At 64.2% G+C, this 26684-nt stretch carries 27 protein-coding genes and 2 tRNA genes; 15 read left to right on the forward strand and 14 right to left on the reverse strand.

Translation table 11 applies throughout. The features are described from left to right. Nucleotides 1-23 precede the first annotated feature (23 nt). Complete coding sequence (locus tag Q4G14_RS09310; RefSeq protein ID WP_368661351.1) at nucleotides 24-257, reverse strand: LysR family transcriptional regulator; 234 nt, start codon at nucleotides 255-257, stop codon at nucleotides 24-26. A gap of 55 nt (nucleotides 258-312) precedes the next feature. Here Q4G14_RS09310 and Q4G14_RS09315 point away from each other — a divergent pair, with 55 nt between their 5' ends. After that, nucleotides 313-522: a hypothetical protein gene (locus tag Q4G14_RS09315; RefSeq protein WP_303361468.1), complete on the forward strand. Its 210-nt coding sequence runs from the start codon at nucleotides 313-315 to the stop codon at nucleotides 520-522. 24 nt (nucleotides 523-546) lie between these two features. Further along, nucleotides 547-1062 carry a sulfite exporter TauE/SafE family protein gene (locus Q4G14_RS09320; protein ID WP_303361469.1) on the forward strand — a complete coding sequence of 172 codons (516 nt, stop codon included), beginning with the start codon at nucleotides 547-549 and terminating at the stop codon, nucleotides 1060-1062. 85 nt (nucleotides 1063-1147) lie between these two features. Here Q4G14_RS09320 and Q4G14_RS09325 read toward each other — a convergent pair. Both Q4G14_RS09325 and Q4G14_RS09330 read right to left on the reverse strand, forming a co-directional pair. Further along, nucleotides 1148-1237: transfer RNA gene (locus Q4G14_RS09325), tRNA-Ser, on the reverse strand. 41 nt (nucleotides 1238-1278) lie between these two features. Then, entirely contained in the window at nucleotides 1279-1791 is a 513-nt protein-coding gene (locus Q4G14_RS09330) for a hypothetical protein (RefSeq protein WP_303361470.1), read from the reverse strand. A 112-nt stretch (nucleotides 1792-1903) separates the two neighbouring features. Here Q4G14_RS09330 and Q4G14_RS09335 point away from each other — a divergent pair, with 112 nt between their 5' ends. After that, nucleotides 1904-2314, forward strand: coding sequence for a SufE family protein (locus tag Q4G14_RS09335; protein WP_303361471.1), 411 nt, complete (start codon nucleotides 1904-1906; stop codon nucleotides 2312-2314). Here Q4G14_RS09335 and mnmA read toward each other — a convergent pair. After that, nucleotides 2286-3452 (reverse strand): tRNA 2-thiouridine(34) synthase MnmA, encoded by a 1167-nt coding sequence (gene mnmA / locus Q4G14_RS09340; protein WP_303361547.1) that lies wholly within the window; start codon nucleotides 3450-3452, stop codon nucleotides 2286-2288. The genes Q4G14_RS09335 and mnmA overlap by 29 nt on opposite strands. 163 nt (nucleotides 3453-3615) lie before the next feature. On the opposite strand from mnmA, the gene Q4G14_RS09345 reads away from it, so the two are divergent. From Q4G14_RS09345 to recG, 4 genes are all read left to right on the forward strand, one after another. Next, nucleotides 3616-3891 carry a DUF1153 domain-containing protein gene (locus Q4G14_RS09345; RefSeq protein ID WP_303361472.1) on the forward strand — a complete coding sequence of 92 codons (276 nt, stop codon included), beginning with the start codon at nucleotides 3616-3618 and terminating at the stop codon, nucleotides 3889-3891. A 93-nt stretch (nucleotides 3892-3984) separates the two neighbouring features. Continuing rightward, nucleotides 3985-4695, forward strand: a complete 711-nt coding sequence (ctrA, locus tag Q4G14_RS09350; protein WP_303361473.1) for a response regulator transcription factor CtrA — start codon at nucleotides 3985-3987, stop codon at nucleotides 4693-4695. A gap of 204 nt (nucleotides 4696-4899) precedes the next feature. Next, nucleotides 4900-7122: an NAD-dependent DNA ligase LigA gene (ligA, locus tag Q4G14_RS09355; RefSeq protein ID WP_303361474.1), complete on the forward strand. Its 2223-nt coding sequence runs from the start codon at nucleotides 4900-4902 to the stop codon at nucleotides 7120-7122. Then, nucleotides 7119-9218: an ATP-dependent DNA helicase RecG gene (recG, locus tag Q4G14_RS09360; protein WP_303361475.1), complete on the forward strand. Its 2100-nt coding sequence runs from the start codon at nucleotides 7119-7121 to the stop codon at nucleotides 9216-9218. The genes ligA and recG overlap by 4 nt, the downstream gene beginning before the upstream one ends. A 268-nt stretch (nucleotides 9219-9486) precedes the next feature. Here recG and Q4G14_RS09365 read toward each other — a convergent pair whose 3' ends face one another. After that, nucleotides 9487-9933 (reverse strand): iron-sulfur cluster assembly scaffold protein, encoded by a 447-nt coding sequence (locus Q4G14_RS09365; RefSeq protein WP_303361476.1) that lies wholly within the window; start codon nucleotides 9931-9933, stop codon nucleotides 9487-9489. 55 nt (nucleotides 9934-9988) lie between these two features. On the opposite strand from Q4G14_RS09365, the gene hisI reads away from it, so the two are divergent. From hisI to Q4G14_RS09385, 4 genes are all read left to right on the forward strand, one after another. Further along, a complete protein-coding gene (hisI, locus tag Q4G14_RS09370; protein ID WP_303361477.1) occupies nucleotides 9989-10345 on the forward strand; it encodes a phosphoribosyl-AMP cyclohydrolase in 357 nt (118 codons plus the stop codon). Between the two features lie 172 nt (nucleotides 10346-10517). Next, complete coding sequence (rplU, locus tag Q4G14_RS09375; RefSeq protein WP_303361478.1) at nucleotides 10518-10895, forward strand: 50S ribosomal protein L21; 378 nt, start codon at nucleotides 10518-10520, stop codon at nucleotides 10893-10895. A 15-nt stretch (nucleotides 10896-10910) separates the two neighbouring features. Further along, nucleotides 10911-11183: a 50S ribosomal protein L27 gene (rpmA, locus tag Q4G14_RS09380; RefSeq protein ID WP_303361479.1), complete on the forward strand. Its 273-nt coding sequence runs from the start codon at nucleotides 10911-10913 to the stop codon at nucleotides 11181-11183. A gap of 116 nt (nucleotides 11184-11299) precedes the next feature. Continuing rightward, entirely contained in the window at nucleotides 11300-11839 is a 540-nt protein-coding gene (locus Q4G14_RS09385; RefSeq protein ID WP_303361480.1) for a GNAT family N-acetyltransferase, read from the forward strand. Here Q4G14_RS09385 and Q4G14_RS09390 read toward each other — a convergent pair. The 3 genes from Q4G14_RS09390 to Q4G14_RS09400 form a co-directional block, all read right to left on the reverse strand. Continuing rightward, a complete protein-coding gene (locus Q4G14_RS09390) occupies nucleotides 11812-12645 on the reverse strand; it encodes a metallophosphoesterase family protein (protein WP_303361481.1) in 834 nt (277 codons plus the stop codon). The genes Q4G14_RS09385 and Q4G14_RS09390 overlap by 28 nt on opposite strands. Nucleotides 12646-12713: 68 nt before the next feature. Then, the gene (locus Q4G14_RS09395; RefSeq protein WP_303361482.1) at nucleotides 12714-15173 is read right to left on the reverse strand and encodes a tetratricopeptide repeat protein; all 2460 of its coding nucleotides are present in this window, start codon (nucleotides 15171-15173) and stop codon (nucleotides 12714-12716) included. A 137-nt stretch (nucleotides 15174-15310) separates the two neighbouring features. Beyond that, nucleotides 15311-16102, reverse strand: a complete 792-nt coding sequence (locus Q4G14_RS09400; protein WP_303361483.1) for a sugar transferase — start codon at nucleotides 16100-16102, stop codon at nucleotides 15311-15313. 462 nt (nucleotides 16103-16564) lie between these two features. Here Q4G14_RS09400 and Q4G14_RS09405 point away from each other — a divergent pair, with 462 nt between their 5' ends. Genes Q4G14_RS09405 through Q4G14_RS09415 form a run of 3 tightly spaced genes read left to right on the forward strand, consistent with a single transcriptional unit; the run spans nucleotide 16565 to nucleotide 19913 of the window. After that, nucleotides 16565-17458: an ExeA family protein gene (locus Q4G14_RS09405; protein ID WP_303361484.1), complete on the forward strand. Its 894-nt coding sequence runs from the start codon at nucleotides 16565-16567 to the stop codon at nucleotides 17456-17458. After that, nucleotides 17455-19080: a lipopolysaccharide biosynthesis protein gene (locus tag Q4G14_RS09410; RefSeq protein WP_303361485.1), complete on the forward strand. Its 1626-nt coding sequence runs from the start codon at nucleotides 17455-17457 to the stop codon at nucleotides 19078-19080. The genes Q4G14_RS09405 and Q4G14_RS09410 overlap by 4 nt, the downstream gene beginning before the upstream one ends. A gap of 17 nt (nucleotides 19081-19097) precedes the next feature. After that, entirely contained in the window at nucleotides 19098-19913 is an 816-nt protein-coding gene (locus tag Q4G14_RS09415) for a CpsD/CapB family tyrosine-protein kinase (protein WP_303361486.1), read from the forward strand. A 74-nt stretch (nucleotides 19914-19987) separates the two neighbouring features. Here the strand turns inward: Q4G14_RS09415 and Q4G14_RS09420 are convergent. Further along, nucleotides 19988-20062 (reverse strand) — tRNA-Gly (locus Q4G14_RS09420). Between the two features lie 277 nt (nucleotides 20063-20339). Here Q4G14_RS09420 and Q4G14_RS09425 point away from each other — a divergent pair. After that, nucleotides 20340-21311, forward strand: a complete 972-nt coding sequence (locus Q4G14_RS09425) for a GlxA family transcriptional regulator (RefSeq protein WP_303361487.1) — start codon at nucleotides 20340-20342, stop codon at nucleotides 21309-21311. Between the two features lie 5 nt (nucleotides 21312-21316). Here Q4G14_RS09425 and Q4G14_RS09430 read toward each other — a convergent pair whose 3' ends face one another. The 5 genes from Q4G14_RS09430 to Q4G14_RS09450 form a co-directional block, all read right to left on the reverse strand. Continuing rightward, a complete protein-coding gene (locus Q4G14_RS09430) occupies nucleotides 21317-21739 on the reverse strand; it encodes a DUF1489 family protein (protein ID WP_303361488.1) in 423 nt (140 codons plus the stop codon). A 54-nt stretch (nucleotides 21740-21793) separates the two neighbouring features. After that, complete coding sequence (locus Q4G14_RS09435) at nucleotides 21794-23374, reverse strand: peptidoglycan -binding protein (protein WP_303361489.1); 1581 nt, start codon at nucleotides 23372-23374, stop codon at nucleotides 21794-21796. A gap of 1 nt (nucleotide 23375) precedes the next feature. Continuing rightward, entirely contained in the window at nucleotides 23376-24668 is a 1293-nt protein-coding gene (locus Q4G14_RS09440; protein ID WP_303361548.1) for a biopolymer transporter ExbB, read from the reverse strand. 170 nt (nucleotides 24669-24838) lie between these two features. Next, the gene (locus Q4G14_RS09445; protein ID WP_303361490.1) at nucleotides 24839-25396 is read right to left on the reverse strand and encodes a gamma-glutamylcyclotransferase; all 558 of its coding nucleotides are present in this window, start codon (nucleotides 25394-25396) and stop codon (nucleotides 24839-24841) included. A gap of 71 nt (nucleotides 25397-25467) precedes the next feature. After that, entirely contained in the window at nucleotides 25468-26637 is a 1170-nt protein-coding gene (locus Q4G14_RS09450; RefSeq protein ID WP_303361491.1) for a Hint domain-containing protein, read from the reverse strand. Between the last annotated feature and the right edge of the window lie 47 nt (nucleotides 26638-26684).

Raw genomic sequence — 26684 nt, forward strand, 5'->3', positions numbered from 1 at the left:
GACAGATGCCGCCCGTCTACCACTTAAGTTAGCGCGTATGGGACCACGCCCCGCCCTTGGCGATCCAGCAGCTTTACGCCGCCTGTTGCCTCCATGTCCCGCAACTGCTCGCTGGCCGCCGCCAGGGACAGGCCGACATCCGCCGCGCCATGCGTGATGCTGCCCGCGTCGGCAACGGCCAGAAACAACCGAAGATCCGTCAGGTCAAACCGTATGGCTGCACCGTATCGCCGCGTCAGCCTTAGGAACAGCCGAATGCTGACTGCGGCATTCCCGCATTGTGCGAATGCGGGAACGGCGTATCACAACAGCATGACCGATATTTCCATACCCTTCATCCTTGCGATCGCTGCGACCTTTTTTACCGCCGGGGCTGTCAAAGGCATCACCGGCATGGGGTTACCAACCGTTGCGATGGGCGCCCTTGGGGCGCTTGTCTCGCCGTTGGCTGCGGCCAGTCTTTTGATCGTGCCTTCGTTCGTGACGAATGTCTGGCAGCTTTTGGCCGGACCGGTGTTCTGACCCATTGCCCGCCGCCTGTGACCGATGATGCTTGCGATTCTGGTTGGGACCATGCTGGGTGCAGGCTGGCTTGCCAGCGGAGATACGGGCAGGACCACGGTTGTTCTGGGCGTCGCCCTGATGATCTATGCCGGATACACCCTGCTGGCGCGGCAATTGTCCGTTCCCGCGAAGATCGAGCCTCTGCTGTCGCCGATGATCGGGGCGGCGACCGGGATCGTCAGCGGTGCTACCGGCGTATTCGTGATCCCGGCGGTGCCCTATCTGCAATCGCCTGGCCTGTCCCGAGAGGATCTGGTTCAGGCGTTGGGCCTGTCGTTCACGGTCTCGACGGTGGCCTTGGCGGCCGCGCTCGGTTCGCACGGGGCTTTTGCAACGGGCACGCTGGGGCTGTCGCTGCTGGCCCTTGGTCCCGCCTTGCTGGGTATGTGGGCCGGCCAAAAGCTCCGCCACCGTATCAGCCCAACCGCCTTCAGGCGGATGTTCCTGCTGTTTCTGCTGTTGCTGGGGGCCGAAATGGCCCTGCGTCCGGTCATGTAGGCGCAACTTGCAGCGGATCGTTCACCGTGGGCTGATTATGGGCAGCTTTGCCGGGTGTAAATTTGCAAATAAAATCAATGATGAATGGCGGAGGCGGTGGGATTCGAACCCACGGTGGACTTTCACCCACGTCGGTTTTCAAGACCGGTGCATTAAACCACTCTGCCACGCCTCCGTCGGCCTGCATTATCCCGGTGGGCGCGGGGGTGCAACAGGTCAGCGGTTCAGCGTGACAGTATTCCCCGCACCCGAGATGGAGACCTGGCGCAGGCGTGCCAGTGTCACGTTGGGGATGGCGACGGCGGCGGTGATCGTGTCCACGGCAGGGTTGGCGGGTGTGGCGGCGGCGGTTGTGCCGGGCTGGGGCGGGTTGGCGACCATGCGCAGGCGCAGCACGCCGTCCGCGTCGGGGCGCAGGCGGCCGGTCGGGTCGGGTGTTTCGGCGACCAGCGCCACGCCGGAATAGCCCTTGGTCGGGGCGATGCCGGTGACGACCAGCAGCCGCCCCTCGCTGATGGGTTGCCATGATGCGCCGGTGATCTGGGCAATCCCCGGACGCGCCGGCGTGGTCGAGCGATAGCCGCCCTCGGGCTCCAGCGTGGCGGTGCGCACGCCTGCGCCGCTGCCCATCCAGCGCAGCGGGTTCAGCGACCCGGCGCTGTCCCCCAGGCGGCCACATCCGGCAGCGGCCATCGTTACGATCAGCAAAGGCGCGGTCAGTTTCATCATCGCAGTTCCCCGTCGTTCCGCGCCAAGTGTTAGGGGAAAGCGAGGCGGGACGAAAGCCTCTTTGACCTTGGCGATGGCGCGGTCTAATCCTTGGCGGCGAAAGGAAACCGCCATGGCCACCCCTGCCTTTGAAGAGATCGCCGAAACCTTTGACTTTCTGGACAACTGGGAAGACCGCTATCGCCACGTCATCGAACTGGGCAAGGCGATGCCGCCGATGGACCCGGCCTTGTGCGTGCCAGCGACCAAGGTGGACGGCTGTGCCAGTCAGGTCTGGATCATGCCGCGCATCGCCGATGGCGTGTTCGATTTTCAGGGCGAAAGCGATGCGATGATCGTGCGTGGGCTGATCGCGGTGCTGCACGCGCTGTATTCCGGCGTTCCGGTGGGGCAGGTGGCCGATATTGATGCCACCGCCGAACTGGCCCGGCTGGGGCTGGAGGACAACCTTTCCTCGCAGCGGTCCAACGGTCTGCGCGCGATGATCGAGCGGATCAGGCTGCTTTCCGCCGACGCAGGCTGATCCAGCCGCCGCCCAGCACGCGCGATCCTTCGGGCGCATAGAACACACATGCCTGACCGGGGCTGACGCCTTCTTCCGGGTCCAGCAATTCGACCTCGGCGCGGTCGGGTCCGGTGGGGCGCAGGATCGCCGGGCGCGGCGGGCGGGTCGAACGGATGCGGACGCGCACCGGGATTTCGCCCTGAAACGGGGTGTCGCCCAGCCAGTTGACTTCGGTCACGGGCACGATGCTGGCGGACAGCGCCGATTTCGGGCCGACAACGACCTGCCGTGATTCGGGGTCCAGCCGCACCACATACAGCGGATCGGCAAGGCCGCCGATGCCAAGGCCGCGGCGCTGACCGATGGTATAGTGAATCACCCCCTGATGCTGGCCCAGAACGGTGCCGTCCATGTCCACGATCTGCCCCGGCTCGGCCGCGCCGGGGCGCAGCTTTTCGATGACGGCGGCATAATCGCCATTGGGGACAAAGCAGATGTCCTGCGAATCGGGCTTGTCGGCGACCGGCAGGCCGTATTGCGCCGCCAGCGCCCGCGTGTCGGCCTTGCTGGGCAGGTGTCCCAGCGGAAAGCGCAGGAAATCAAGCTGTTCCTGAGTGGTGGAAAACAGAAAATAGCTTTGATCGCGGGCCGGGTCGGCGGCCATGTGCAGCTCGGCCCGCTGTGGGCCATCCTTGCGCTGAATATAGTGGCCGGTCGCCATGCAATCGGCGTCCAGCTCGCGCGCGGTTTGCAGCAGGTCGCGGAACTTCACCCGTTCATTGCATCGAATGCAAGGAACCGGAGTCGCCCCCGCCAGATAGGCATCGGCAAATTCGTCGATCACCGATTCGCGGAACTTGTTTTCGTAATCAAGCACATAGTGCGGAAACCCCATCCGCTCTGCCACCCGGCGGGCATCGTGGATGTCTTGACCTGCACAGCACGCACCTTTTTTCGCCAAGGCCGCGCCGTGATCGTAAAGCTGCAAGGTCACGCCGATGACATCGTAGCCCTGATCCTTCAGCAGCGCCGCCACTGCCGAACTGTCCACGCCGCCCGACATCGCCACGACAACCCGCGTTTCCGAGGGCGGTTTGGCGAAACCAAGGCTGTTCAATTCGCTGTCGCGCGCAGCGGCGCGTGGGTCGGTTGTCATGCTCATCGGGTGAACCTTTGGGGCCATCGGGCCGGAGTTGAGGCAAAATATAGTCAAATGCTGTGCATTCTCAACCCGTGGTGGGGGCGGATTCTGCTTTTGTTCAACCGGGATTTAACCGATTTCCGCGATGGTCCTTGGCAACAGTTCAAAGGACAGGCGAATGTTCGTGAAAAAAAGCTATGGCCCCCGCACCGTTACGCTGCCCGATGGCAGCATTCTGTCGATTGTCGATCTGCCTCCCGTCAATACGCGCTGGGTCGCCAGCCGCAAGGCTGTGGTGGTTCATGCCGTGGCCCACGGCCTGATTTCGCGGGATGAGGCGATTCGCCGTTATGACCTGTCAGAAGAGGAATTCGACAGTTGGGTCAGCGCCATCGAACGGCATGGGGCACGGGCGCTCAAGGTGACGGCGCTGCAAAAGTTCCGGCAACCATAAATTGCCGATTGCGCAAAAACTATCCGAAAGGTAACCAGATATTAACCATTTGTCTGCACCCTGACGGGGAAAGAACACCTTAAGGGAATCAAAATGCGCATCTTGCTCGTTGAGGACGAACACAGCACAGCCCGCGCGATCGAGCTGATGTTGTCTGCCGCCAACTATAATGTCTTCCGCACCGACATGGGGGAAGAAGGCATCGACCTGGCGAAACTGTATGACTACGACCTGATCCTGCTGGATCTGGACCTGCCCGACATGCACGGGATGGAGGTGCTGCGTCACCTGCGGATGTCGCGTATCGACACGCCGATCCTGATCCTGACCGGCTCGGACGATACCGAAAGCAAGCTGCGCGGCTTTGGCTTTGGCGCTGATGATTACATGACCAAGCCCTTTGTGCGCGAGGAACTGGTCGCGCGGATTCAGGCGATCATCCGCCGCTCCAAGGGGCACAGTCAGGCCATCATCCAGACCGGCGATCTGACCGTGAACCTCGACGCCCGCTCGGTCGAGGTGAATGGCCGCGCGGTCAACCTGACCGGCAAGGAATACCAGATCCTTGAACTGCTGAGCCTGCGCAAGGGCACCACGCTGACCAAGGAAATGTTCCTGAACCACCTTTATGGCGGCATGGACGAACCCGAACTCAAGATCATCGACGTGTTCATCTGCAAGCTGCGCAAAAAGCTGACCGAGGCTTTGGGCGGGGCGAACCATATCGAAACCGTCTGGGGGCGCGGATATGTGCTGCGCGATCCCTCGCCCGCGGATGAGGAACGGCTGGCGATCGGTGCCTGAATGGTGCCTGCGCTGGCCCGTTGATGCGGGTCGGCGCTTGCCACTGACAGCGGCTGGCCGGGTTGACCGGCCGCCATTTTCTGTGCCTGCTCTGGCTTTGTCAGGGTCGGGCAGGGGCTTTTGCCGGATTCTGCGCGCATGGCCATTGTGCCCTGACGCAAAATGGCCGACCTAAAGGCGAACAGACAGAACCCGGACGACCAGATGACCACCGATCTGACCACCGCCGAGGCTGCGGCCCGCATCAACGACCTGACCGCACGGATCGCACAGGCGAACCAGGATTATCACCGGCACGACGCGCCGACGATCAGCGATGCCGATTACGATGCGCTGAAACGCGAACTTGCCGCGCTTGAGGCGGCGTTTCCCGATCTGAAACAGCACGACAGCCCCAGCGATCAGGTGGGGGCCGCCCCGGCCGAGGGCTTTGGCAAGGTGACGCATCGGCAACGGATGATGTCGCTGGGAAATGCGTTCTCTGACGCTGACGTGACGGATTTCTGCGCCCGCATCCGCAGCTTTCTGAACCTGCCTGCCGACGCGCCGCTGAAGTTTACCGCCGAACCCAAGATCGACGGCCTTTCGCTGTCGCTGCGATACGAGGGCGGGCGGCTGGTGCAGGCGGCGACGCGCGGGGATGGCTCGGTCGGGGAAAACGTCACCGCCAACGCCCGCACGATTGCCGATATTCCCGAAACCCTGCCGCCCGACGCGCCCGACGTGCTTGAGGTGCGCGGCGAGGTTTACATGACCCACGCCGATTTCGCGCGCCTGAACGACACCGGCCCCCGCACATTCGCTAACCCGCGCAATGCGGCGGCCGGGTCTTTGCGGCAACTCGACCCGGCGATCACGGCGGCGCGCCCGCTGCGCTTTTTCGCCTATGGCTGGGGCGAGCTGTCTGCGCCGCTGGCCGACACGCAATCAGGCGCGGTGGCGCGGCTGGCTGATTTCGGGTTTCAGACCAACCCGTTGATGCAGCTTTGCGACGGCACCGATGCCATGCTGGCCATCTGGGCCGGGATCGAGCAACAGCGCGCCACGCTGGGCTATGACATCGACGGCGTGGTGTATAAGGTGGACGACCTGTCCTATCAGGCGCGGCTGGGGTTCCGCTCGACCACGCCGCGTTGGGCCTTGGCGCATAAATTTCCTGCCGAACTGGCCTGGACGCGGCTGGATTCCATCGACATTCAGGTGGGCCGCACCGGCGCGCTGTCCCCCGTGGCGCGGCTTCAGCCGGTGACGGTGGGCGGGGTCGTCGTGTCCAACGCCACCTTGCATAACGAAGATTATATCGCCGGGCGCGACAGCAGCGGCGCACAGATCCGCGACACCGACATCCGCCCCGGAGACTGGGTGCAGGTGTATCGCGCGGGGGACGTGATCCCCAAGGTTGCTGCGGTGGATCAGTCGCAGCGCACGAACCCTGCGCCCTACCCGTTCCCCGACCATTGCCCCGCCTGCGGGTCCGAAGCGATCCGCGAACCCGGCGATTCCGTGCGCCGTTGCACGGGGGGGCTGGCCTGCCCGGCGCAGGCGATTGAAAAGCTGAAACATTTCGTCAGCCGCGCCGCCTTTGACATCGAGGGTCTGGGTGCCAAACAGATCGAGATGTTCTTTGCCGATGACACGCTGCCGATCCGGGAACCGGCTGACATCTTTACGCTGGCGGCGCGGGACGAGGCGAACCTGTCGCGGCTGAAGAACCGCGATGGCTTTGGCGAACGGTCCGCCGAAAAACTGTTCGCCGCGATCGAGGAACGGCGCGCGATCCCCTTGGCGCGGCTGATCTTTGCGCTTGGCATTCGCCATGTGGGCGAAGTTGCCGCCGCGACATTGGCGCGGCATTTTGGCGATCTGCCCACGCTGATCGCCGCGATGGACGCCGCCGTGCCCGCCGCCGAACGCCACATTGCCGCCGATGAAGCCGTTGCCACCGAACGCGCACAGGCCGCCGCGCAAGGCCGCCGTGCCCGTATTGCCGAAACGCGCGACCGCATCTGGTCCGACCCGCCGCTGCCCGATGCAGCACGGGCGGCCTGGGATGATCTGACCGGGATCGACGGGCTTGGCGCGGTTCTGGCGCAATCGCTGGTCACGGCCTTTCACCAGCCCAGCGAACGGGCGGTGATCGACCGGCTGATCGCGGAACTGGATGTGCAGCCCGCCGATGCCCACTCTGCGCAAGACAGCCCGGTGGCGGGGCTGACCATCGTGTTCACCGGCTCGCTGGAAAAGATGACGCGAGCCGAGGCCAAGGCGCGGGCCGAGGCTTTGGGCGCCAAGGTCGCCGGTTCGGTCAGTGCGAAAACCGATCTGGTCGTGGCGGGGCCGGGGGCTGGGTCCAAGGCGAAAAAGGCCGAGGATCTGGGCATCCGCATCATTGACGAAGACGAATGGCTGGCGATCGCGACGGGATGACCGATCAACCCAAAGGCCGCCCTCCTGCGCTGTTTCCGCTGTTTGCCTCGGCCGAGACCTTGCCCGGTATTGGCCCCAAGGCGGCGCAGGCCTTGGCGCAGTTGGGGGTCGAACGCCCGCGCGATCTGTTGCTGACCCTGCCATCGGGCGGGGTGCAGCGGCGGCCTCTGACACGGCTGGCCGACGCCCGCCCGCCCGAAATGGTGACGGTGGCGGTAACTGTCACCCGCCACGCCCCGCCCACGGCGCGCGGGCGTCCGTTTCGCGTGCTGTGCAGCGATGGCGTGGCCGATGTGGCGCTGGTGTTCTTTCACCCGCGCACGGATTGGATCGCCGCGCAACTGCCCATCGGCCAGCGGCGCATCATCAGCGGCAAGGTCGAACTGTTCGACGGCATGGCGCAGATGGTTCACCCCGACCATATCCTGCGCGACACCGACCCGCCGCCCGCCGATTTCGAGCCGGTTTACCCGCTGTCCGCCGGTCTGACGCAAAAGGTCATGGCGCGTGCAGCGGCGGCTGCGCTGGACCGTGCGCCCGACCCGCCCGAATGGATTGATCCGGCGGTGATTGCCGCGCAGGGCTGGCCATCGTGGCGGGACGCTTTGGCGGCGGCCCATGCGCCGACGGGGATGGGCGACCTGTCGCCCGCCGCTTTGCCCCGCGCGCGGCTGGCCTATGACGAATTGTTCGCGCATCAGATGACGCTGGCGCTGGTGCGCCGCGACAAACGGCGCAGCAAGGGGCGTGCCAGTGCGGGCGACGGGCGCCTGCGGTCGCGTGTGATCGACAGTCTGCCATGGCCGATGACCGGCGCGCAGGCCCGTGCCGTGGCTGAAATTGCCGCCGATATGGCCAGCGACCAGCGGATGAACCGGCTGCTGCAAGGCGATGTCGGGGCAGGGAAAACCTTGGTCGCGCTGTTGTCGGCGCTGGTCGCGGTCGAGGCGGGCGGGCAGGCGGTGCTGATGGCTCCGACCGAGATTCTGGCCCGTCAGCACGCCCGCGCGTTAGAGCCATTGGCCCGCGCGGCCGGGGTGCGGCTGGCTGCGCTGACCGGGCGCGACAAGGGCGAAGGCCGCGCGGCGATTCTGGAGGATCTGCGGCAGGGGCGGATCGGCATTCTGGTCGGCACCCACGCCGTGATTCAGCCCGAGGTCGAATTTCACGACCTGCGGCTGGCGATTATCGACGAACAGCACCGCTTTGGCGTGGCGCAGCGGCTGGAACTGTCGGCCAAGGGCGTGGCGCCGCCGGATATGCTGGTGATGACGGCGACGCCGATTCCGCGCAGTCTGGCGCTGTCGCAATATGGCGATCTGGACTTGTCGGTGCTGGACGAAAAGCCTGCCGGGCGGCAGCCGATCACCACGGTGATGATCTCGGATCAGCGGCTGGATCAGGTGACGGCCCGGCTGCGCGCCGCGCTTGATGGCGGGGCGCGCGCCTATTGGGTCTGCCCGCTGGTCGAGGAAAGCGAGGTCAGCGATCTGACCGCCGCCGAGGCCCGGTTTCAGGCGCTGAGGGCGCAGTTTGGCGATGTGGTGCGCCTGATCCACGGCCAGATGCCGGTCGAGGCGCGCGACGCGGCGATGGCCGACTTTATCGCGGGCCGGGCGCGCTTGCTGGTTGCGACCACGGTGATCGAGGTCGGCGTGGACGTGCCCGAGGCGACGATCATGGTTATCGAACGCGCCGAAAGTTTCGGTCTGGCGCAGTTGCACCAGTTGCGCGGGCGGGTCGGGCGCGGGTCTGAGGCCTCGACCTGCGTGCTGATGTATCATCCGCCGCTGTCGGGTTATGCTGCGCAGCGTCTTGAAATCATGCGCGAAACCGAAGACGGCTTTCGCATCGCCGAAACCGATCTGGAAATGCGCGGGGCAGGGGATGTGATCGGCACGGCGCAGTCCGGTCTGCCCCGGTTCCGCGTGGCTGATCTGGAACGGCAGGCCGGGCTGATGGCGATGGCGCGGCAGGATGCCCGCGCCCTGCTGGAACGCGATCCCACGCTGGACAGCGCGCGGGGGCAGGCAGTGCGGTTGCTGATGTGGCTGATGGAGCAGGAAAAAGCGGTCAAACTGATTGGCGTCGGCTGAATGTTCTCAAAAAGTTCTTTACAAGCCGCGGGCGATGTGAGAACAAGATGAGAACATCAAGGAAGGAGCCATGCTATGACCCGCGAGCTTATGTCCGATATTCTGGGTGCCGCCGCACTGTCGGTGACGACTGTCGTTATGTTCTGGTTGCCTGCCTTGTTTGGCGTGTGATTTCTGCCCCGCGTTGCTTTGGTGCCATCGCCTGTGCGCCGTTTCTGTCCCCGCGACGCGCAACTTTGACCGGCCCCGTCGCGGGCCGGCTTTTTCATCAGGCGGCGGTGGCTTGGGCCGTATCAAGCGCCGCCAGCGTCGCATCCCACGCCAGCAGGATCGAGGCATGGCGGTTGGGGAAATCGCGTGCAGGCGACAGGGCTTCCAGCGCCTCAAAAGGGGCACCGGGCACGGGGCCACCACGTTTCAGCATCGCCTCCAGCGCATCGCGGGCGGCGGCGATTTCGTCGCGGGTGTGGCCAATGACGGCAGACCCCAGAACCGCCGCCGATGCCTGCCCCAGCGCGCAGGCCCGCACCTCTTGCGCAAAATCGGTGACTTTGCCGCCGTCCAGCACGACATCCACCGTGACCGTCGATCCGCATTGCGGCGACCGGCGCATTGCGCTGCCTTGCGGGGCGGGCAGGCGGCCCAGATGCGGAATCGCCGCCGTCAGCGCCAGAATGCGCCGCGAATAAAGCTGCATAAGGTCTTGATCGGACATGGTGCCCCCAATGATTGCATCCTAGATAGGGGCGCGTATCACGAAAGGAAAGCCGATGTTCGACCCTGCCAGCCTGCGTTTCGATGCCTCGGGCCTGATCCCGGCCATTGCGCAATCACAAACCGGCGAAGTGCTGATGATGGCCTGGATGAACGCGCAGGCGGTCGCGCGGACGCTGGAAACCGGGCGCGTCACCTATTGGTCGCGCTCGCGGCAGTCGTTCTGGGTCAAGGGCGAAAGCAGCGGTCATGTGCAGCGGCTGGTTGAAATGCGGGTGGATTGCGACCGCGACTGCCTGTTGCTGATCGTCGATCAGACGGGGCCTGCCTGCCACACCAACCGGCGGTCATGCTTTTATACCGCGATCCGCGACGGGGCCGAGGTAGAAATCATGGAACCTGCCACCGACTAAGGATTGCTTGACTTGCGGGGGCGAATCCGCCATATACACGCGACCGGCCGGGCATCTGCCCTTGGCCGGTGCGTTATTTTCAACACCACCCTTTGATCCGGGTGCGCTGTCCGTGGCAACAAACGCCTGCAATCGCAGGGGCCAAAGGACGCGGAAATGTAAGGATGAGCGGATGTTTGCGGTTCTGAAAACCGGCGGCAAGCAATACAAAGTGCAGGCAGGCGATGTGCTGCGCGTGGAAAAACTGGCCGCCGAAGCTGGCGACAAGGTTCAGTTCAACGACATTCTGATGGTCGGCAGCACGCTGGGCGCGCCGCTGGTCGCCGGGGCCTGCGTTCAGGCCGAGGTCGTTGACCAGATCAAGGCCGACAAGGTCATCACCTTTGTCAAGCGTCGCCGCAAGCACTCCAGCCAGCGGACCCGTGGCCACCGTCAGCAACTGACGCTGATCCGCGTGACCGACGTGCTGGACAAGGGCGCAGATAAAACCGGCGTCAAGGCTGCCGTTGGCGCGCGCACCCGCGACACCGCCACCGAAACCCAAGCGTAAGAAGGACCAAAAGATATGGCACATAAAAAAGCAGGCGGTTCCTCGCGCAACGGTCGCGATTCCGCGGGCCGCCGTCTGGGGGTCAAGCTGTTCGGCGGGCAAGAAGCCATCGCCGGCAACATCATCGTTCGTCAGCGCGGCACCAAATGGTGGCCGGGCGCCAATGTCGGCATGGGCAAGGATCACACCCTGTTCGCGCTGACCGACGGTCAGGTGACGTTCCACAAGGGCCTGAAAGGCCGCACCTTTATTTCGGTGACTCCGGCCATGATCGAGGCTGCCGAGTAAGCCGGTCTTAACACATTCGTGTTACAGCAGGGGACCGGCGCTGCCGGTCCTTTTGCTTTTGCCTATGTCAGCGAAGGGGACGCGGACGTGGCAATGAGGAGAGGGAGACAGCAATCATGCAGGCCGTCACGGAACAGCCGATTATCAGGACCGAACGGTTCATTCTTCGCCCGCTGCGCGGGTCGGATGTCGGGTTGATTGCGCATTACACTGCTGACCGGCGCGTGGCCGAGGGGACGCGCGCCATCCCGCATCCGCTTCCCCCCGGCGCATCAGAAGTCTTTGTCAAACGCGCCATGTCGCCCGAGCGGAATGAAGATGTCTGGGCCATCGATGGTTCCGAACAGGCATTGACCGAGGTTCTGGGCGTCGTTTCTCTGACCCGGATGGAGGGGGCGCAGTCGGAACTGGGCTTTTGGATCGGTGCCGGCTTCTGGAATACCGGCTTTGCAACCGAGGCGGTGGCGGCCTTGGTCGAGGTCAATCCGCATGGCTCGCGCACGCTGTTTGCCGAGGCGTTTCAGGATAATCCCGGCTCGGCGCGTGTCCTGACGAATTGTGGCTTTGAGTATCTGGGCGACGCTGAAAGCTGGTCGGTTGCCCGTGGCGCGCGCGTGCCGACATGGACCTATTTGCGTAAAATGAGCGGCGCTTGATCGGACGTGAAAGCGGGTTTGGCGGCTATTCCTGCGCTGGTGTGCCCTTTGGCCTGAAGGAACCGCAGCCCGTCTGCATCCAGCCATGCGGCTGTCAGAACGCCATTGCGCCACGCCCCCGTATCGACCGAGATTCGGCCTGAATGGGCAACGGGTTCGGGGGTGATGATATGCCCATGCGCGATCCAGTATCCATCGCGGCGCGGCTTGGTCGCGAAATCGGCATGGCCCCACAGCAGATCGTGATCTTTTTGACGATCAAGCCCGCGTGACGGGTCTGCTGCGGCGTGGACGGCTGCAAGGTCTGGCTCACCCTGCCAGATCAGCGGCAAGCTGTTCAGCCAGTCATACTGTTCCGTAGGCATATTGCGGCGCAGTTCTTGTGCGGTCAGTTGCGGCCGGTCTGGCGTGGTGTTGACGCGATAGGACAACAGCGTGGCATCCGCGCCATGCCGCAGCCAGCGATGTGCCTTTGCCGGATCGGCCAGAAAATCCAGCATCATCCTTTCGTGGTTGCCCATAAGGCAGATCCAGCGATCCGGTTCTGTCCGCTTTTGGGCCATCAACCGCGCGATAACGGCGGCACTGTCGGGGCCACGGTCGATCATGTCGCCCAAGACCACGATGCGCGCCGTTTTATAGCCGGGCTGGATGGCAATCTGCGCAAGTAAATCTTCCAGCAGACCCAACTGCCCGTGAATATCCCCGATCAGGCAGACGGGCCGCGAGGGGCGGGGCAGCGGAGCAGTCCAGTCCTCTGATGGATTGTGGCCTGGTCTGATCCGGCGGAACAGCTTGCCGATCATAGCGCAAAAGCCGCGCGGGACGCCGCAGCGTTGCGAATATCCCGCGCGTTCATCTTAAGCAGCATGGATCATTGTCCGGCTGGCGCGGCCTGACCGTCGGCCGTGCCATCCAGCGTTGCCAGCATCTCGCGCGCTTCGGCCATTTGCGGCAGTTCCTGATCGCCCGCCAGCTCCAGAGCGGTGGTCAGGCTGGCCCGCGCCGCCTCGTTCTGGCCAAGGCGCGCCTGAGTCATCCCCAAGTGGAAACGGACCAGCGGATCTTCTGGCAGGCCCTGAACAGCACGTTCCAGATAGGGCAGGCCCTCTTCGGCGTTGTTGTTCAGATAGGCGATCCAGCCATAAGTATCCTGAAACGGCGGAACAGTGGTGCCGCGCAACCGTTGAGCAGCAGCCGTCGCGCGCGCCAGACTTTCAGGATCGCGCCGCCATGTTGCCAACAGGCTGGCGACATTATTGGCCAGCACCGTGTCGGCGGGGTTGGCGGCATACAGCTTTTCATAGATTGCCAACGCGCCGTCGATCTGACCGTCGCGTTCCAGAACCGACGCATGGATCATGTTAAGGCGGGCGTCGTCCGGCATACGGGACAGCGCATCGGTCAGCACCGCATTTGCATCGTCAGCCCGCTCCTGAGCGACCAACTGCCCATACAGCAGTTGAACAGGGCCGGGTGCCTGAGGATTTGCTGCGATCACATCACGCAGAACCTGTTCGGCTTCGGCGAGTTTGCCCTCGGACAGCAGCAGGCCCGAGTTAATCAACTGAAGTTCGGCATCGTCGGGGGTTTCGGCCAGCAGCCCATCCAGATAGCCGCGCGCCTCGGCGTGCTGGCCGGCCATGACGCGCGCGCGGATCAGCGACAGAACGGCGGCGCGGTTGCCCTGACCTTCATCGGCACGCTGTTGCAGCAATGCCAGGCCTTCGTCCACGCGGCCCTGCCGCAGCATGGCTTCACTGCGCAGCGCGCTGGCTGCGGCCTGTGCGGCGGCGTTGTTCTGAACGGCCTCAAGCTGGGCCGCGATTTCGGTTACGCGCCCCCATGCCTGATCCTCGACCGCCATGCGCCCGGCGGTTGTCAGCAGGGCGGTATCAGAGGGGGTATTGCGCAGCGCATCATCAATCACCGTGCGTGCGGCGGCGCGGCGGTTGTCCTGAATCAGAAAGGCGGCATAGCGGACGGATGTTTCGGGGGCCGCCGCTGAAATATCCACCGCAGAAGCCAGCGTTTCGCCCATCAACTGGCGGTTCCCGGCGCGCTCATAGGCGGTTGCCAGCAGGTTCAGCGTGTCCAGATCGCGCGGTGCCTGATCCAATGCGCGGCGCAACTCGATGATCGCTTCGTTGGCGCGGCCGTTGTTCATCAGCGATTCGGCTTTGACGCGCAGCGCAAAGATGTTGGTCGAATCGGCGTCCAGCACCTCTTGCACCAAGCGGTCGGCTTCTTCGGTCTGGCCCTGATTCAACAGCATCCCGGCAAGCATGGCGCGCAGCCGGTTGGTCTGCGCCGAAGGCTGGGCGTTGTTCAGCGTGCTGCGCAGCAGCTCGATCGACGCATCGCGCTGTCCCAAGTTGAACATATAGTAGGCGCGCATCGAATCATAGATCTGACGTCCGGCGTCGTCTTGTGCGGCCTGGGAAAGACGCTCGGTCTCGGCCAGCGCGGCTTCGCTGCCGTGATAGCGTTCCATGAACTGGATCAGGCCCATGCTGGCATCGGAACCATCTTCGGCCTGATCGGCCATGTGGCGCCAGATCTGTTCGGCATCATCCAGCCGATTCTTGGCAACATACCACGCTGCCTGCGTGGCCATTACCTGAGTGTCGCCAGGGAAATGCCCGATCATCCAGTTCAGATGCGCTTCAGTTGCGGCGTCATCATCTTCGCGTCCGAGCAAGCCCAGTTTCAGCATCGCCGGTTCAATCGAATCAGGCTCGGCGGCGATCAGCGCATCAGCCATTTCCAGCGCATCGGCCTGTTGTTGGTTTTCAACGTAATACGAGGCCAAAAGACGCAGCAGCATCACGTTACCCGGATCATCGGTCAGTTGCGTGCGCGCGCGCTGAATCACATCGGCCTGTGCGGCGGTGTCGCGGGCCAGCGCCGCCTTGCGATAATCCAGCGCCAGAAGAATCGTGTCCAGTTCCGGGTTGCCGGGTTCCAGCCGCTCGGCCTCGCGCCCGTGGCGCTCGGCTTCGTCCCAGTTGCCCAATGTGATTGCCATATCGGCAAGCTGACGCCGCACCGCAGCATCCTGCGGATACTGTTCAGCCAGCCGCAGCAGTTGAGAATAGCCTTCACGTGCGTTGCCGCGCTGAATCAGCAGGTCGGCCAGTTGTTTGCGCGCTGCGTAATGGGCGCCATCATAGCGAAAAACGTTGCGCAATTCGACGGTTGCCCGGTCGATGTCGCCCGCTTCAAGCAGCGTCATGGCCGATTGATAATACCGCTCGGCCTTGTCTTTCGAGCTTTCGCAGGCACCAAGCGCCAGCACGGCGGTTAAGGCAAGAACAAGACGAGTGGGGCGCATCGAAAACTCCTGAAGCGACTGGATACACCGCTTATATGACGAGATTTCGCCTATGTGTCACGTCAGGGGTGAACAAGACGTGAAAAAAGGCGGCTGTTCTGGCAAGAACAGCCGCCTTTCACGAAATTGTGATTGTCTTAGTGGCCGGTGCCGCGCAGCACCACCCGGAAGGTTGCCAGCAGAATCGACAGATCGGTCATGAACGACAGGCTGCGATCATATTCTTCGTCATACCACGCACGTTCCGAAAAACGGGTCTCGTTGCGGTCGGACACCTGCCACAGGCCGGTGATGCCGGGGCGCAGCCGGTAATAGGCGCTGCCCGGATACATTTCCTTTTGCGACACCATCATGGGGCGCGGGCCGACAAGGCTCATATCGCCTTTGAAGACGTTGAAAAGCTGCGGCAATTCGTCAAGCGAGGTCTTGCGCAGGATGCGCCCGATCCGGGTGATGCGCGGATCGTCCAGCAGCTTTTGCTTGGTCAGCCACTGTTCGCGCAGAACCGGGTTTTCGCGCAGATAGGCGTCCAGCCGGGCATCGGCATCATGCACCATCGTGCGCAGTTTCCAGATCCGGTAAACCTTGCCGCCGCGCCCGATCCGGTCCTGACTGTAGAACGGCTTGCCGCCATCACGGGCCACCAAAAGCGCCATAAAGGCCACGACCGGCAGCACGATTGGCAGGGACAAGAGAATCAGGAACACATCCAGCGCACGCTTGATCCCGCGGCGATAGATCTTGCCCTGCGCCTCATTGTCCTGCTGCGGACCGGCCGTAAAGGCCATCGCTGCACCGCCGGGCTGGGGAAGGGCCGCACGACCGTGCGGGCCAGCTTCGGCCAGGCGATTCGTGACAACGGCGCGCCGCTCATCCGACGTGATCGAGAGAAAGGCGTCAGACCCTTGCTTACGCAGGGTTTTATTCATCTGGTTTGAAATGCCGAAACTGGGCATGGTTACATCCGAACTTATTACAAACGACTTCGAACTGTTGTTCACAGCATACTCCCGAACCGGCTTACTCGTCACGTGGAATGTCAGTTCAGTCGAACTTGATTCAATCTTTAGTTAACATACCCGCACGGGGATTGTAATGCACTTGCAGCATTTCCAGCCATGCATAGGCGGAAAACCACCGTTGCACAATCTGCGATCGGCAGATTTAACCCCTGCGCCATCAACATGTTGTGCAAAAAGACTGTTTATGCTAGCGCATGACTCAACCTTAGGGTGGATGTGCACGATCTGGTGAAGATCAAAGATTAAACTTTATAGATATGCTGCTTGTCGGTGTGATGGCCAGCGGGTATGAGGCAGGGCGCGCTGCCCGGTCGGGCGGCGGAAATGCCCGCAGGCAGGAATGTCAGGAACCACGGACGGGCCGAGTTGATGAGTAACGAAATCGATATTTACACCACGCACTTCGGCCTGACCCACAGGCCGTTCAATCTGGTGCCTGACCCCGACTTTCTGTTCTGGGGGCCGGCGCACCGACGGGCTTTCTCGATTCTGGAATACGGCATCCTGACCAAGGCGCCGATCACCCTTTTGACGGGCGATGTCGGTGCTGGCAAGACGACGCTGCTGCGTCATCTGCTGCGGGTGATGGATCAGGACGTGCGCATCGGCCTGGTGTCGAACGCGCACGGTCAGCCAGACCAGTTGCTGCGTTGGGTGCTGCACGCGCTGGACGTTGCGACCAGCGCGGACCAGTCTTACGTCGATCTGTTCTCGCGCTTGCAGGAATTCATCATCGCCGAATACGCCGCCGGCCGCCGCGTGGTGCTGATCTTTGACGAGGCGCAGAACCTTGGCCGGGACGCGCTGGAAGAACTGCGGATGCTGACCAACATCAACTCGGAAAAGGACGAGTTGCTGCAACTGATTCTGGTCGGCCAGCCAGAACTGCGCGACATCGTGCGCCGCCCCGACATGACCCAGTTCGCGCAGCGCGTTGCCGCCGGTTTCCACATCGGCCCGATGACCGAAAGCGTTGTGCGCGACTATATCGCCCATCGTCTGACGGTCGCGGGCGGCTCGCCCGATCTGTTCACGCCCGGCGCCTGCGCCGCGATCCATGCCCATACCGGCGGGGTTCCACGGCTGGTAAACCAGTTGTGTGATCTTTCGCTTGTCTATGCCTTCACAGCCGAGGCGGGGACCGTTACGGAAGACACCGTAAACGAGGTCATCAACGATGGCGTGTTCTTCGGCGGCGGGCTGACCAGTGGTGAGCCGTTGCGCGTCGTCAATCCCGTCTCCCGTTCGAGTATTGTCCAGTGATTCAGGAAGTCCGGTTCTACTTTTCGCTGTTTCTTCGGCGTATCCACTATTTCATCCTGCTGACGGTGCTGGGTGCTGCGATTGGCATCACCTTTGCGCTGTTGATGGCGCCCGAATACATGGCGCGCGCCCGGCTGGTCGTTGAATCCGAACAGATTCCTGACGATTTGGCCGCCTCGACCGTGCATACCCGTGCGTTCGAGCAGTTGCAGATCATTCAGCAGCGCATTCTGTCGCGCGATAACATGCTGGATATGGCCAACCGCATGAACATCTATGCCGACCGCCAGCGCAGCCCCGAAACGGCGCTGCGCCCGGATGAGATCGTGCAGGATATGCGCGACCGCATCCAGATGACGATCAGCGGCGGCGCGCCTGCCGGGCGGAATGCCACCTCGGTCACGACTGTTCAGGTTGGCTTTGTCGCGCCGACCGGGCAGATGGCTGCGGCTGTGACGAACGAAATCGTCACCCTGATTCTGGACGAAAACGTGCGGATGCGCACGGGCGTCAGTGGCCAGACCCTGCAATTCTTTGCGCAAGAGGTTCAGCGCCTTGAGCGCGAACTGGCCGACCGCCGTTCCCGGATCGTGGATTTTCAGGAACAGAACAAAGAGGCGCTGCCCGACAGTCTGGAGTTCCGCCGCAGCCAGTATTCCAACGCGCAGGCCCGCCTGCTGCAACTGGAAACGCAGGAACAGTCGCTGGTGTCCCGCCGTGACAGCGTCCGGGCGCTGTTTGACGCGACGGGCCAGTATCAGACCACGGGCAACGCTGAAAACATGACGCCCGAGGCCCGTGAACTGGCGCGCCTGCGCGAACGCTATGCGGGGGCGACGGGCGGCACCAATGTCGAAAACCCGCGCGTCCGTGTGCTGCGCGAACGCATCGCCTCGCTGGAAGAAATCGTCGCCCAGCAAGATGCCGATGCCGCTGCGGCTGCCGGCGCGGCGCTGCCCGAAGGCACGCCGATGACGCCGGTCGATATTCAGATTGCCGATCTGGACACGCAGATCCGCGGCGTGCTGACCGAAAAAGAGCGTCTTGAAGCCGACATTGCGCGCCTCAGCCAAACCATCGAGGCGACCCCGGCCAATGCCGTCACGCTGGAAACGCTCCAGCGGGATTATGATAACGTGCGGACCCAATACGACCGCGCCGTCGCGAATCGCGCGCGCGCCGAAACCGGCGATCTGATCGAGGCGCTGTCCAAAGGCGAACGGATTTCCATCGTCGAACAGGCCGTTCCCCCGGAAGAGCCGTTCCGGCCCAATCGCAAACGTCTGGTTGCGGCGGGTGTCGGTGGCGGGATGCTGCTGGGTTTTGCCCTGATCGCGCTGCTGGAGCTGTTGAACAATTCGATTCGCCGTCCGGCTGACATCGTGAACAGGCTGGACATCGTGCCGCTGGCTTCGCTGTCCTATATGCGCACGCGCGGCGAAATTGCGCGCCGCAAGATGATGTTCGTGGGCATTGCTGCACTTGTCATCATCGGCCTTCCGTTGGGATTGTGGCTGATTAACGAATTTGTAACGCCGCTGGATCTATTGATGGATAGGGTCATGGACAACCTGCCGTTCCGTTCGGCGATGTCTGGTCTGACCGGCGTCCTCAAGGTCTAGGCGGAAAGGGCTGAATCATGGAACGTCTTCAATCCGCCATCGCCAAGGCCCGCGCCTCGCGGCAGGAACTGGCCGGTGCGCCCGCAACTCCGGCGGCCGTTTCGGCGCCTGTCCCCGAAACCGTGGCCGAGGCGTGGGGCGAGTTGCGCGAAATCCCGATCAGCGACGAATTGCTGATCGACAATCGCATCGTCTCTGTCGGCAAGGGCAGCGAGGCGATCGAGTTCGACAAGCTGCGCACCCGCGTTTTGCAGCGGATGCAGGGCAAGGGCTGGACACGTCTGGCCATCACCTCGCCCGGCCCGTCCTGCGGCAAAAGCACAATCGCGCTGAACCTTGGCTTTGGCCTTGCCCGGCAAGAGGGCGCGCGGGTCATGGTTATCGAACTCGACATGCGCCGCCCGTCGTTCCGCAAGATCCTGAATATTCAGCAGGGTTTTGACTTTTCCCGTTCGTTGGCCGGTGTTGCCGCGCCACAGGATCACCTGTTCCGCCCACGCCCGAATCTGGCCATCGGGATGACTGCCCGCGTTTCGGAATCGGCAGAACTGCTGCAATCCGGGGTTCTGGCCGATTCCATTGACCAGCTTCAGGCGCGATACCAGCCGACCATCATGATCTTTGACCTGCCGCCCTTCAAGGTCAGCGATGACACCATGAGCTTTATGGACAAGACGGATTCGGTGATGATTATCGCCGCAGCCGGTCAGACCTCTATCGAGGATCTGGACGAATGCGAACGCGAACTGGCCGGACAGACCGAAGTTCTGGGCGTCGTCCTGAACAAATGTCGCCATCAGGGCGCAGACAGCCAGTATTACTACTACGGCTGACGCGGTGCCGTGCCATTGCGGCACGGCGCATCATCCGGTGATGGCCAGAACCCAAGCCTGCTTATGGTAAGGAATGGAGCGGGTGATCGGGATCGAACCGACGACATTCAGCTTGGGAAGCTGACGTTCTACCACTGAACTACACCCGCAGCGGGGCAGGGAATAGCCCAAGCCCTCGCCCGGCGCAAGATGCAGCGGCAATCAAATCGGCGGCTTTTGCAAAACGAGTTTCCCGTGCCGGGGCTGGTCCCCAGCGGGATGTCGCATCTTGGCCCCCCACGGGCAAAATCAGATTGCAAGCTCTGCCCTTGGGGTCATGCCGAAAAAAGCGGCGCGATCCGTTTGGTTGTGACGCAGGTCAGGTCAGCAATCGACTTGATTGCGCGCCCGTTCTAACCTGCCCAAGTTGCGGATGGGGCGATGGGAATGGACAGCAAATATGTTGCCAAGGGCGTGGTGCATGTGCCGGTTCGGCAGGATGGGCCGCCCGCGCGTGTTGTGTTTCTGCTGCTGCCCCGGTTTTCGTTGCTGCCGTTTTCATCAGCGCATGAGGTGCTGCGGATCGCCAACCAACTGACCGCGCGGCAGTTGTTCGAATGGCAGATCCTGTCGGTCGATGGCGCGCAGGTGGCCTCATCCGGTGGGTTGACCGTGCAGCCGACCGGGGCGCTGGATGATCTGGCCCCCGGTGCGATGGTCTTTGTCTGCGGCGGCGTGCAGCCGGAATCGGCGGTCAACCGCAAGGTCAGCGACTGGTTGCGTCGTCAGTGGCGCAGCGGCGAAGTGGTGGGCGGGCTTTGCACCGGGGCCTATGCGCTGGCGCGCGCCGGGCTGCTGGCGGGGCGGCGCTTTACGCTGCATTGGGAAAACATCGCGCCCTTTCGCGCCAGCTATCCCTCGTTAGAGCCGGTCGAGCAGTTGTATTGCATGGATGGGCGCATCTGGACCTGCGCGGGCGGCGCGGCGGCGGCGGACCTGTTCATCACCATGCTGCGCCGCCGCCATGGCGACCGGCTGGCCGATGCCGTTCTGTCGATGAGCCTGCACGGCCATCAGCGCGCCGGCGAGCAGTTTCAGCGCCGCCCCCTGCCACCCAGCCTGCGCCCCGGCGACCGCTTTGCGGCAGTGATGAGCGATGTCGAAGCCAATCTGGCCGATATTGTCGAGGTGGGTGACTTGGCCGGGCGGCACGGCCTGTCGCGACGTCAGGTCGAACGGCTGTTCCGCCGCCATTTTGGCCAATCCCCGCGCGAACATCTGACTGCGCTGCGATTGCAGCGGGCGCGGGCGCTGATGGCTGAAACCGGGCTGAGCCGCGCCGAAATCGCGCAAAGCTGCGGGTTTTCGTCCAGCAGCCAGATGATGCGCACCATGCGCCGCAGCGTCGCGCCGGAATAGCGCGGTCAGATCAGTCCGACATCGGCCAGCGCGGCGGCCAGTTTCGGGGGCAGCGGGCTTTCTGATCCGCGCCCGGCGGGCAGGTCGGGCGGCGCGTCGGTGCCGGACAGATAGCGCCAGCCCTGAAAGGCGCGGCGCGGCACGGCGACGGTGCGCACGATCTGCCGGTCAAGCATCAGGCCGCAGCGGCGGATACCATCGGCGCCGATCCGTTCCTCGAACCCCAGCAGGCGTTGACGGGCCAGCATTACCCCCTTGAAAACCCAGTAAATCGAGCCGTCGGGCAGCAGCTCATCTTCGCGCTTGGGCCACATCCGGGTGATGTGGCAGGCCGGGCCATCGCCCCAGCGACCGGCCTGCCATCGGGCCAGTTCCTCGGGGCTGTCGCAGCCAACGCATAGTTTGGCGATGTTCAGGGGGGCGGTCATGGGGCCAAGATAGGGCGACCGCCGCGCGACGGCAAGGCGCGCCGCCGTCGCACCCTAGCGTTCGGTCAGTTTCAGTTCGATCCGCCGGTTCAGGGCGCGACCTTCGGCGCTGTCCTCGGGCGTGACGGGGCGCGTGTCGGCAAAGCCGGTGGGCGCCAGGCGATCCGCCGGAAAGCCAAGGCTGCCGGTCATGTAACGCACCACGGCCAAGGCCCGCGCCTGGCTGAGTTCCCAATTGTCGCGATACCGCCCCATGCCGGACAGCGGCAGGTTGTCGGTGTGCCCATCCACGCGGATGATCCAGTCGATTTCCGGCGGAATATCCTGCGATATGCTGGTCAGCATCTGGGCGACGTTGCGGATCTGGGCCTGCCCTTCGGGCGACAAATTCGCCTCGCCCGTCTGGAACAACACGCTGGAATCAAACACGAAACGGTCGCCGACGATGCGGACGCCCTGACGCCCTTCAAGGATTTGGGACAGGCGGCCAAAGAATTCCGACCGATAGCGGGCCAGATCGCGGGCCTCGGTTTCGGCGCGGGTGCGGGCCTCGGTTTCAAGGGCAAGGCGGCGGTCTTTTTCCTCGGCGGCCAGCAGCAGGGCGGCGTTCAACTGCGTGCCCAGATCCTGCACCCGCAGTTCGGCGGCGCGCTGTTCGTCGCCGCTGGCGTCCAGCGCCGCCTGAAGCCGGCCCAGATCGGCGTTCAGCGCGGAAACCTGTTCGTTCAGCAGGGCAAGGCGGCGCTGCCCCTCGGCCGATTGGGCCTGTTCCTGCGCCAACTGGTCCTGCGCGGTGGCCAGCAGGGCGGCGCGCGCCTCGGCCTGGGTGGCGCGTTCGGCGGCGGCGCGGGCGTCATCGGTCAACTGATCCTGCGCCGCGCGGGCCGCAGCCAGCAGGGTCAGCGTTTCCTCGGCCTGTTTGCGGCTTTCTTCCAGCGCCAGCGTCATTGCGGTCAGTTCGGCATCGGCCCCTTGCAACCGGTCGCGCAGCGCCTGCGCGGCGGCGGCTTCGGTCAGGCGGTCTGCCTCGGCCTGCGAAAGCCGGGCTTGCATTTCGTCCTGCGCCTGTTCGCCGCGTTGGCGCAGATCGGCGACCAGCGCCATCAGCGCATCGTGGCGGGCGGCGGCCAGACGCGCCTGTTCTGCCTGCGCGTCGATTTCCGACCGCGCCGCCGCCACGGCCAGTTCGGCGGCCGAGGCGCGGCTGGCCGTTTCGTCCAACTGCCCCTGCAACTGCTGGCGATCGCTGCGGTCCTGTTCGCGTGCGGCCATCAGGGTGGCCACCTCGGCCTCGAAATCGGTAAGACGGCTGCGGCTGGCGGCCAGATCGTCGGACAGGCGCGCCACCTCGGCGCTGCGGCTGCGCGCCTGATCCTGCGATACCGACAGCGCCGCGCCCAGTTCCGACACGCGCGCGCCCAGCCGGGCAAGCTGGGTGTCGCGTTCGTCGATTTCCTGTTCCTGCGTGCTGATCGTGCTGTCCTGCACCGTGATCCGTTCGCGCAACAGCGATTGCACGACGATGAACACCGTCAGCAGAAAGATCAGCACCATCAGCAGCGCCGTCATCGCATCGACATAGCCGGGCCAGATGGTGCTGGCAAAGCGGTTGCCGCTGTTGCGCCCCAGCGCCATGTTACGCCCCGCCGCGAGGATGCGGGCCGGGCGGCAGCAGATCGTCGCGGAACGGATCGTTAAAGCGCGCAGCCCGCACCGCCCGCGTCAGCACCAGCAGGTCGGATCGCAATTCCGACAGCATTTCCTCGCGCCCGTCGTTCAGGTCGATGACCAGCCGGTGCAGCGCAGCCTCGACGCCAGAGAGGTCGGGCGGGGCAGGGCGCGCGGTTTCGGTGGCGGCGATCAGCCGTTCCTGCAAGGCGGCCAGCCTGTCCTGCCCGGCGATCAGCCGGTCTTGCGCATCGGCCAGCCGGTTCAGCGTGTCGGCCAGCGCGGCGGCGCGGGCGATGGCGGCCTCGGCATCGCTGGCGCTGCGCCGGGCCAGCGCATCGACGCCCTGGGCCACCAGCAGCACCCGTTCATCGGCCTGCGCCGCGCCTTCGTCGCGGATGGCGTCGCGTTCGATCTGAAATTCGGCCCAGCGTTCCATCTGGCCGCCAAGCTGTTCCAGAAAGCCGGTAATCTCGGCCTGATCCGGTGCTTCGCCCTCGGTCGCGGCAAGGCTGATGCGGGTAAAGCCCGACATCCATTCCTCAAGCTCGCGGTAGAAGCGGTTCTGGCCGTGGCTGGCGAACAGGTCCAGCAGGCCGACGACCAGCGACCCGGCCAGCCCCAGCAGCGATGATGAAAAGGCGGTCGCCATGCCGCCAAGCTGGCTTTCCAGCCCGCCCATCAGCTTGTCGAACAGGTCCATCGCGGTCTGCCCCTCTTGCGGGGCGAGGGCGCGGATGGTTTCGACGATGGCGGGCACGGTCGAGGCAAGGCCATAGAACGTGCCCAAAAGGCCAAGGAAAATCAGCAGGTTTGACAGATAACGGGTAATATCGCGCGATTCCTCGATCCGGGTGGCGACGGATTCAAGGATCGAGCGTGCCGCCACGGTCGAAATCGCCCCGCCCGCTGGCCCGCCCGCGCCCAGCAGTGCGGCCAGCGGTGCCAGCAGGCGCGGGGCCTGATCGGCGCTGCCATCGGGCCGGGTTGCGGTGCCCTTGTCACTGGCGGCGCGGCGTCGTGCGGCAAAGCGTTCGATCCAGCTGACCGATTGCACCAGTTGCGCGACCTGCCACAGGCACGCCAGCAGCCCCAGCACAAAGACCGACAGAATCAGCCCGTTCAGCCAGCGGTTGGCCAGAAAGATCGGCAGGATGCGCCCATAGGCGAACCAGCCGCCCGCCGCGACCAGCGCCAGCACGATCAGCATCAGCACGATCTGCCGCACTGGCTGGGAAAACTGCGGGCGCATCGCGGTCATGGTGACGGCGCGCTGATCGGCGGTCAGGCGCAGGCGCGCCGCCGATCCTGAAGCGCCGCCGGGCGGCCGGGCAGGGGTGGAGTCGGTCACGGCAAGGCCCTTTGGTCTTGTGGCATTGGGGCAAGTGTGGCCCGGATTGGCGCCGATGCCAAGTGTCGCGAAAGGCAGGGTTAATGTGACAGCCCGTCCGAGGGGGTCAGCAACTGGCGCACGGCGTCGGATAAGGCATCCATGTTTTCGTCGGCCAGCCCGATCTGGGCCAGATGGCGGGCGGTGTTGAACAGGTAATCGGCATTCGGCCCGCGTCGGCCATGGGCCAGAGCGATGATCCGCGCCTGTTCCGGTGCGGCCAGCCCGCCCGCATATTGCCAATGATCGCGCCGCATCACATAGGCCAGTGCCTGCACCTGCCGCCCGTCTTCCAGCGCCAGCGGCACCAGCGCCTCGGCATAGGCTTGCGTCACCAGTTCGCGGGCGCGCAGGGCGGCGATGATGTCGTCATGCCCGCCTTCGGGGATGCGCAGCGCCAGCCCGGTGCAATGCGCCGACATATCGGCATCCAGCCCCAGCACAAGGCCGGGGCGGTCGGGCGTGCCGCGATGTTCGATCGAGCGCAGGCAAAAGCTGCGGGCATAGCCTTCCAGCCGGGCGCGGACGGTTTCGGTCGGATCGAAGCCCGGATCCCACATCAGCGAGCCATAACCGAAAACCCATGAAATCCTGTGCATTTGCCCTGTCCTTTCCGCCCCCGCAGATTAGGTCAGCGCCGCGCCGGATGAAAGGCCCTGTCCGGCGGCGGCTAGATCGCCTCGATCAGCTGCCGGCCCTTGCGGCCAAGACGCTCGGCCAGCTTGCGGCCTTCGCGCCCGGTCAGGATATGCCGCGCGGGCGTGGGGCTGTGATCGGGCGAGGCGAGTTCGGGGAACAGCGTCACCACCTCGGCCCGGCCTGCGACCCCCAGCCCTTTCAGCGCCTGCGGCCCGGTCAGCAGGCTTTCGGCCCATGCACCGTTGGCGCGGACGATTTCGTGGTGCGGAAACAGCAGATGCCAGTATTCGACGCCCTGCGGCGGGTTCAGCACCGAAATGCCGGGCAGGCCCAGCAGATGCTTGGCGGCGACCAGCACCTCGCTGTGGCCGAACATCCGCTGCACGATGACCGAGCGCACCAGAACCCGATGCTGCGGCGAGACGATCAGATCGCGGCGCGGCGTGCCCTGGCCCAAGGCTCCGGCGCTGATGCGGATCGGGCGCAGGTTCGGCTGCACGTCCAGCCGCGCGGCGTCAACCGGCGTGCCGCGCACCCATGACAGCGGTTGCAGACCGCGATCTTGCGTGCGGATCAGGTCGCCCGCGCGCAGCGTTTCCACCGCGCGCGGCCCGGTCGCCGTGTCGATCAGCGTTCCGGCGGCAAAGCAATCGACGCTGGTCAGCGGCGCATAGGGCAGGCTGTAGTGGCTTGGCCCAAAGGTGGGCCGTTGCCTGACGGTAAACCCCGCCGTGGGGTCAAAGGTCGGAAAGGTGGTGTTTCCGTCGGCATCGGTTTGTGCCATCGGCAGAACCATCAGCGAATAGCGATTCCCCACCATCGTGCCAATAGAATCATCACCGGGCAGATGCGGAAAGCTGACCGCAAAGCGGTTGCCGTTGTCGTCCTCCAGAATCCGGTAAAAGCTGAAGGTCATCAGCGTGCCTTCCGGCAGGGTTTCCGTTGACGTTCCCGAACCCAGCGTCAGCGGCTGGCTGAGGTATTGCTCGGTTTCCGGCTGGGTTCCATGTCGCTGGGCCATCGCGACATTTTCCAGCATCGGGTCGCTGTCATACAGATACATCGTGTCCAGCTTGCCGCCCGACAGATCGACCTGCTGACCGGTGCGCATATCCCCCCAGGGGGCGTGCTGCGCGGCCATATTGGTTCGCGTGACAGGAACCTGCCAGTCCAGCGTCAGAATCGTGATGTGACGGATCATTCTGCCCCCTGTCGTTCATCGCGGCTTTACCGCTGTTGACAGAGGCT

The organism is Paracoccus sp. (in: a-proteobacteria), assembly GCF_030538755.1.
GTDB lineage: Bacteria > Pseudomonadota > Alphaproteobacteria > Rhodobacterales > Rhodobacteraceae > Paracoccus.

Coding starts and splice junctions, on each gene's coding strand:
- ctrA (WP_303361473.1), top strand. CDS start 3,985: ATGCGCATCTTGCTCGTTGAGGACGAACACAGCACAGCCCGCGCGATC.
- Q4G14_RS09345 (WP_303361472.1), top strand. CDS start 3,616: ATGTTCGTGAAAAAAAGCTATGGCCCCCGCACCGTTACGCTGCCCGAT.
- rpmA (WP_303361479.1), top strand. CDS start 10,911: ATGGCACATAAAAAAGCAGGCGGTTCCTCGCGCAACGGTCGCGATTCC.
- Q4G14_RS09330 (WP_303361470.1), bottom strand. CDS start 1,791: ATGATGAAACTGACCGCGCCTTTGCTGATCGTAACGATGGCCGCTGCC.
- Q4G14_RS09425 (WP_303361487.1), top strand. CDS start 20,340: ATGGACAGCAAATATGTTGCCAAGGGCGTGGTGCATGTGCCGGTTCGG.
- Q4G14_RS09405 (WP_303361484.1), top strand. CDS start 16,565: ATGAGTAACGAAATCGATATTTACACCACGCACTTCGGCCTGACCCAC.
- Q4G14_RS09335 (WP_303361471.1), top strand. CDS start 1,904: ATGGCCACCCCTGCCTTTGAAGAGATCGCCGAAACCTTTGACTTTCTG.
- Q4G14_RS09400 (WP_303361483.1), bottom strand. CDS start 16,102: ATGAATAAAACCCTGCGTAAGCAAGGGTCTGACGCCTTTCTCTCGATC.
- Q4G14_RS09365 (WP_303361476.1), bottom strand. CDS start 9,933: ATGTCCGATCAAGACCTTATGCAGCTTTATTCGCGGCGCATTCTGGCG.
- Q4G14_RS09415 (WP_303361486.1), top strand. CDS start 19,098: ATGGAACGTCTTCAATCCGCCATCGCCAAGGCCCGCGCCTCGCGGCAG.
- Q4G14_RS09320 (WP_303361469.1), top strand. CDS start 547: ATGATGCTTGCGATTCTGGTTGGGACCATGCTGGGTGCAGGCTGGCTT.
- Q4G14_RS09445 (WP_303361490.1), bottom strand. CDS start 25,396: ATGCACAGGATTTCATGGGTTTTCGGTTATGGCTCGCTGATGTGGGAT.
- mnmA (WP_303361547.1), bottom strand. CDS start 3,452: ATGACAACCGACCCACGCGCCGCTGCGCGCGACAGCGAATTGAACAGC.
- Q4G14_RS09390 (WP_303361481.1), bottom strand. CDS start 12,645: ATGATCGGCAAGCTGTTCCGCCGGATCAGACCAGGCCACAATCCATCA.
- recG (WP_303361475.1), top strand. CDS start 7,119: ATGACCGATCAACCCAAAGGCCGCCCTCCTGCGCTGTTTCCGCTGTTT.
- rplU (WP_303361478.1), top strand. CDS start 10,518: ATGTTTGCGGTTCTGAAAACCGGCGGCAAGCAATACAAAGTGCAGGCA.
- Q4G14_RS09385 (WP_303361480.1), top strand. CDS start 11,300: ATGCAGGCCGTCACGGAACAGCCGATTATCAGGACCGAACGGTTCATT.
- Q4G14_RS09430 (WP_303361488.1), bottom strand. CDS start 21,739: ATGACCGCCCCCCTGAACATCGCCAAACTATGCGTTGGCTGCGACAGC.
- Q4G14_RS09315 (WP_303361468.1), top strand. CDS start 313: ATGACCGATATTTCCATACCCTTCATCCTTGCGATCGCTGCGACCTTT.
- hisI (WP_303361477.1), top strand. CDS start 9,989: ATGTTCGACCCTGCCAGCCTGCGTTTCGATGCCTCGGGCCTGATCCCG.
- ligA (WP_303361474.1), top strand. CDS start 4,900: ATGACCACCGATCTGACCACCGCCGAGGCTGCGGCCCGCATCAACGAC.
- Q4G14_RS09435 (WP_303361489.1), bottom strand. CDS start 23,374: ATGGCGCTGGGGCGCAACAGCGGCAACCGCTTTGCCAGCACCATCTGG.
- Q4G14_RS09395 (WP_303361482.1), bottom strand. CDS start 15,173: ATGCGCCCCACTCGTCTTGTTCTTGCCTTAACCGCCGTGCTGGCGCTT.
- Q4G14_RS09450 (WP_303361491.1), bottom strand. CDS start 26,637: ATGATCCGTCACATCACGATTCTGACGCTGGACTGGCAGGTTCCTGTC.
- Q4G14_RS09440 (WP_303361548.1), bottom strand. CDS start 24,668: ATGACCGCGATGCGCCCGCAGTTTTCCCAGCCAGTGCGGCAGATCGTG.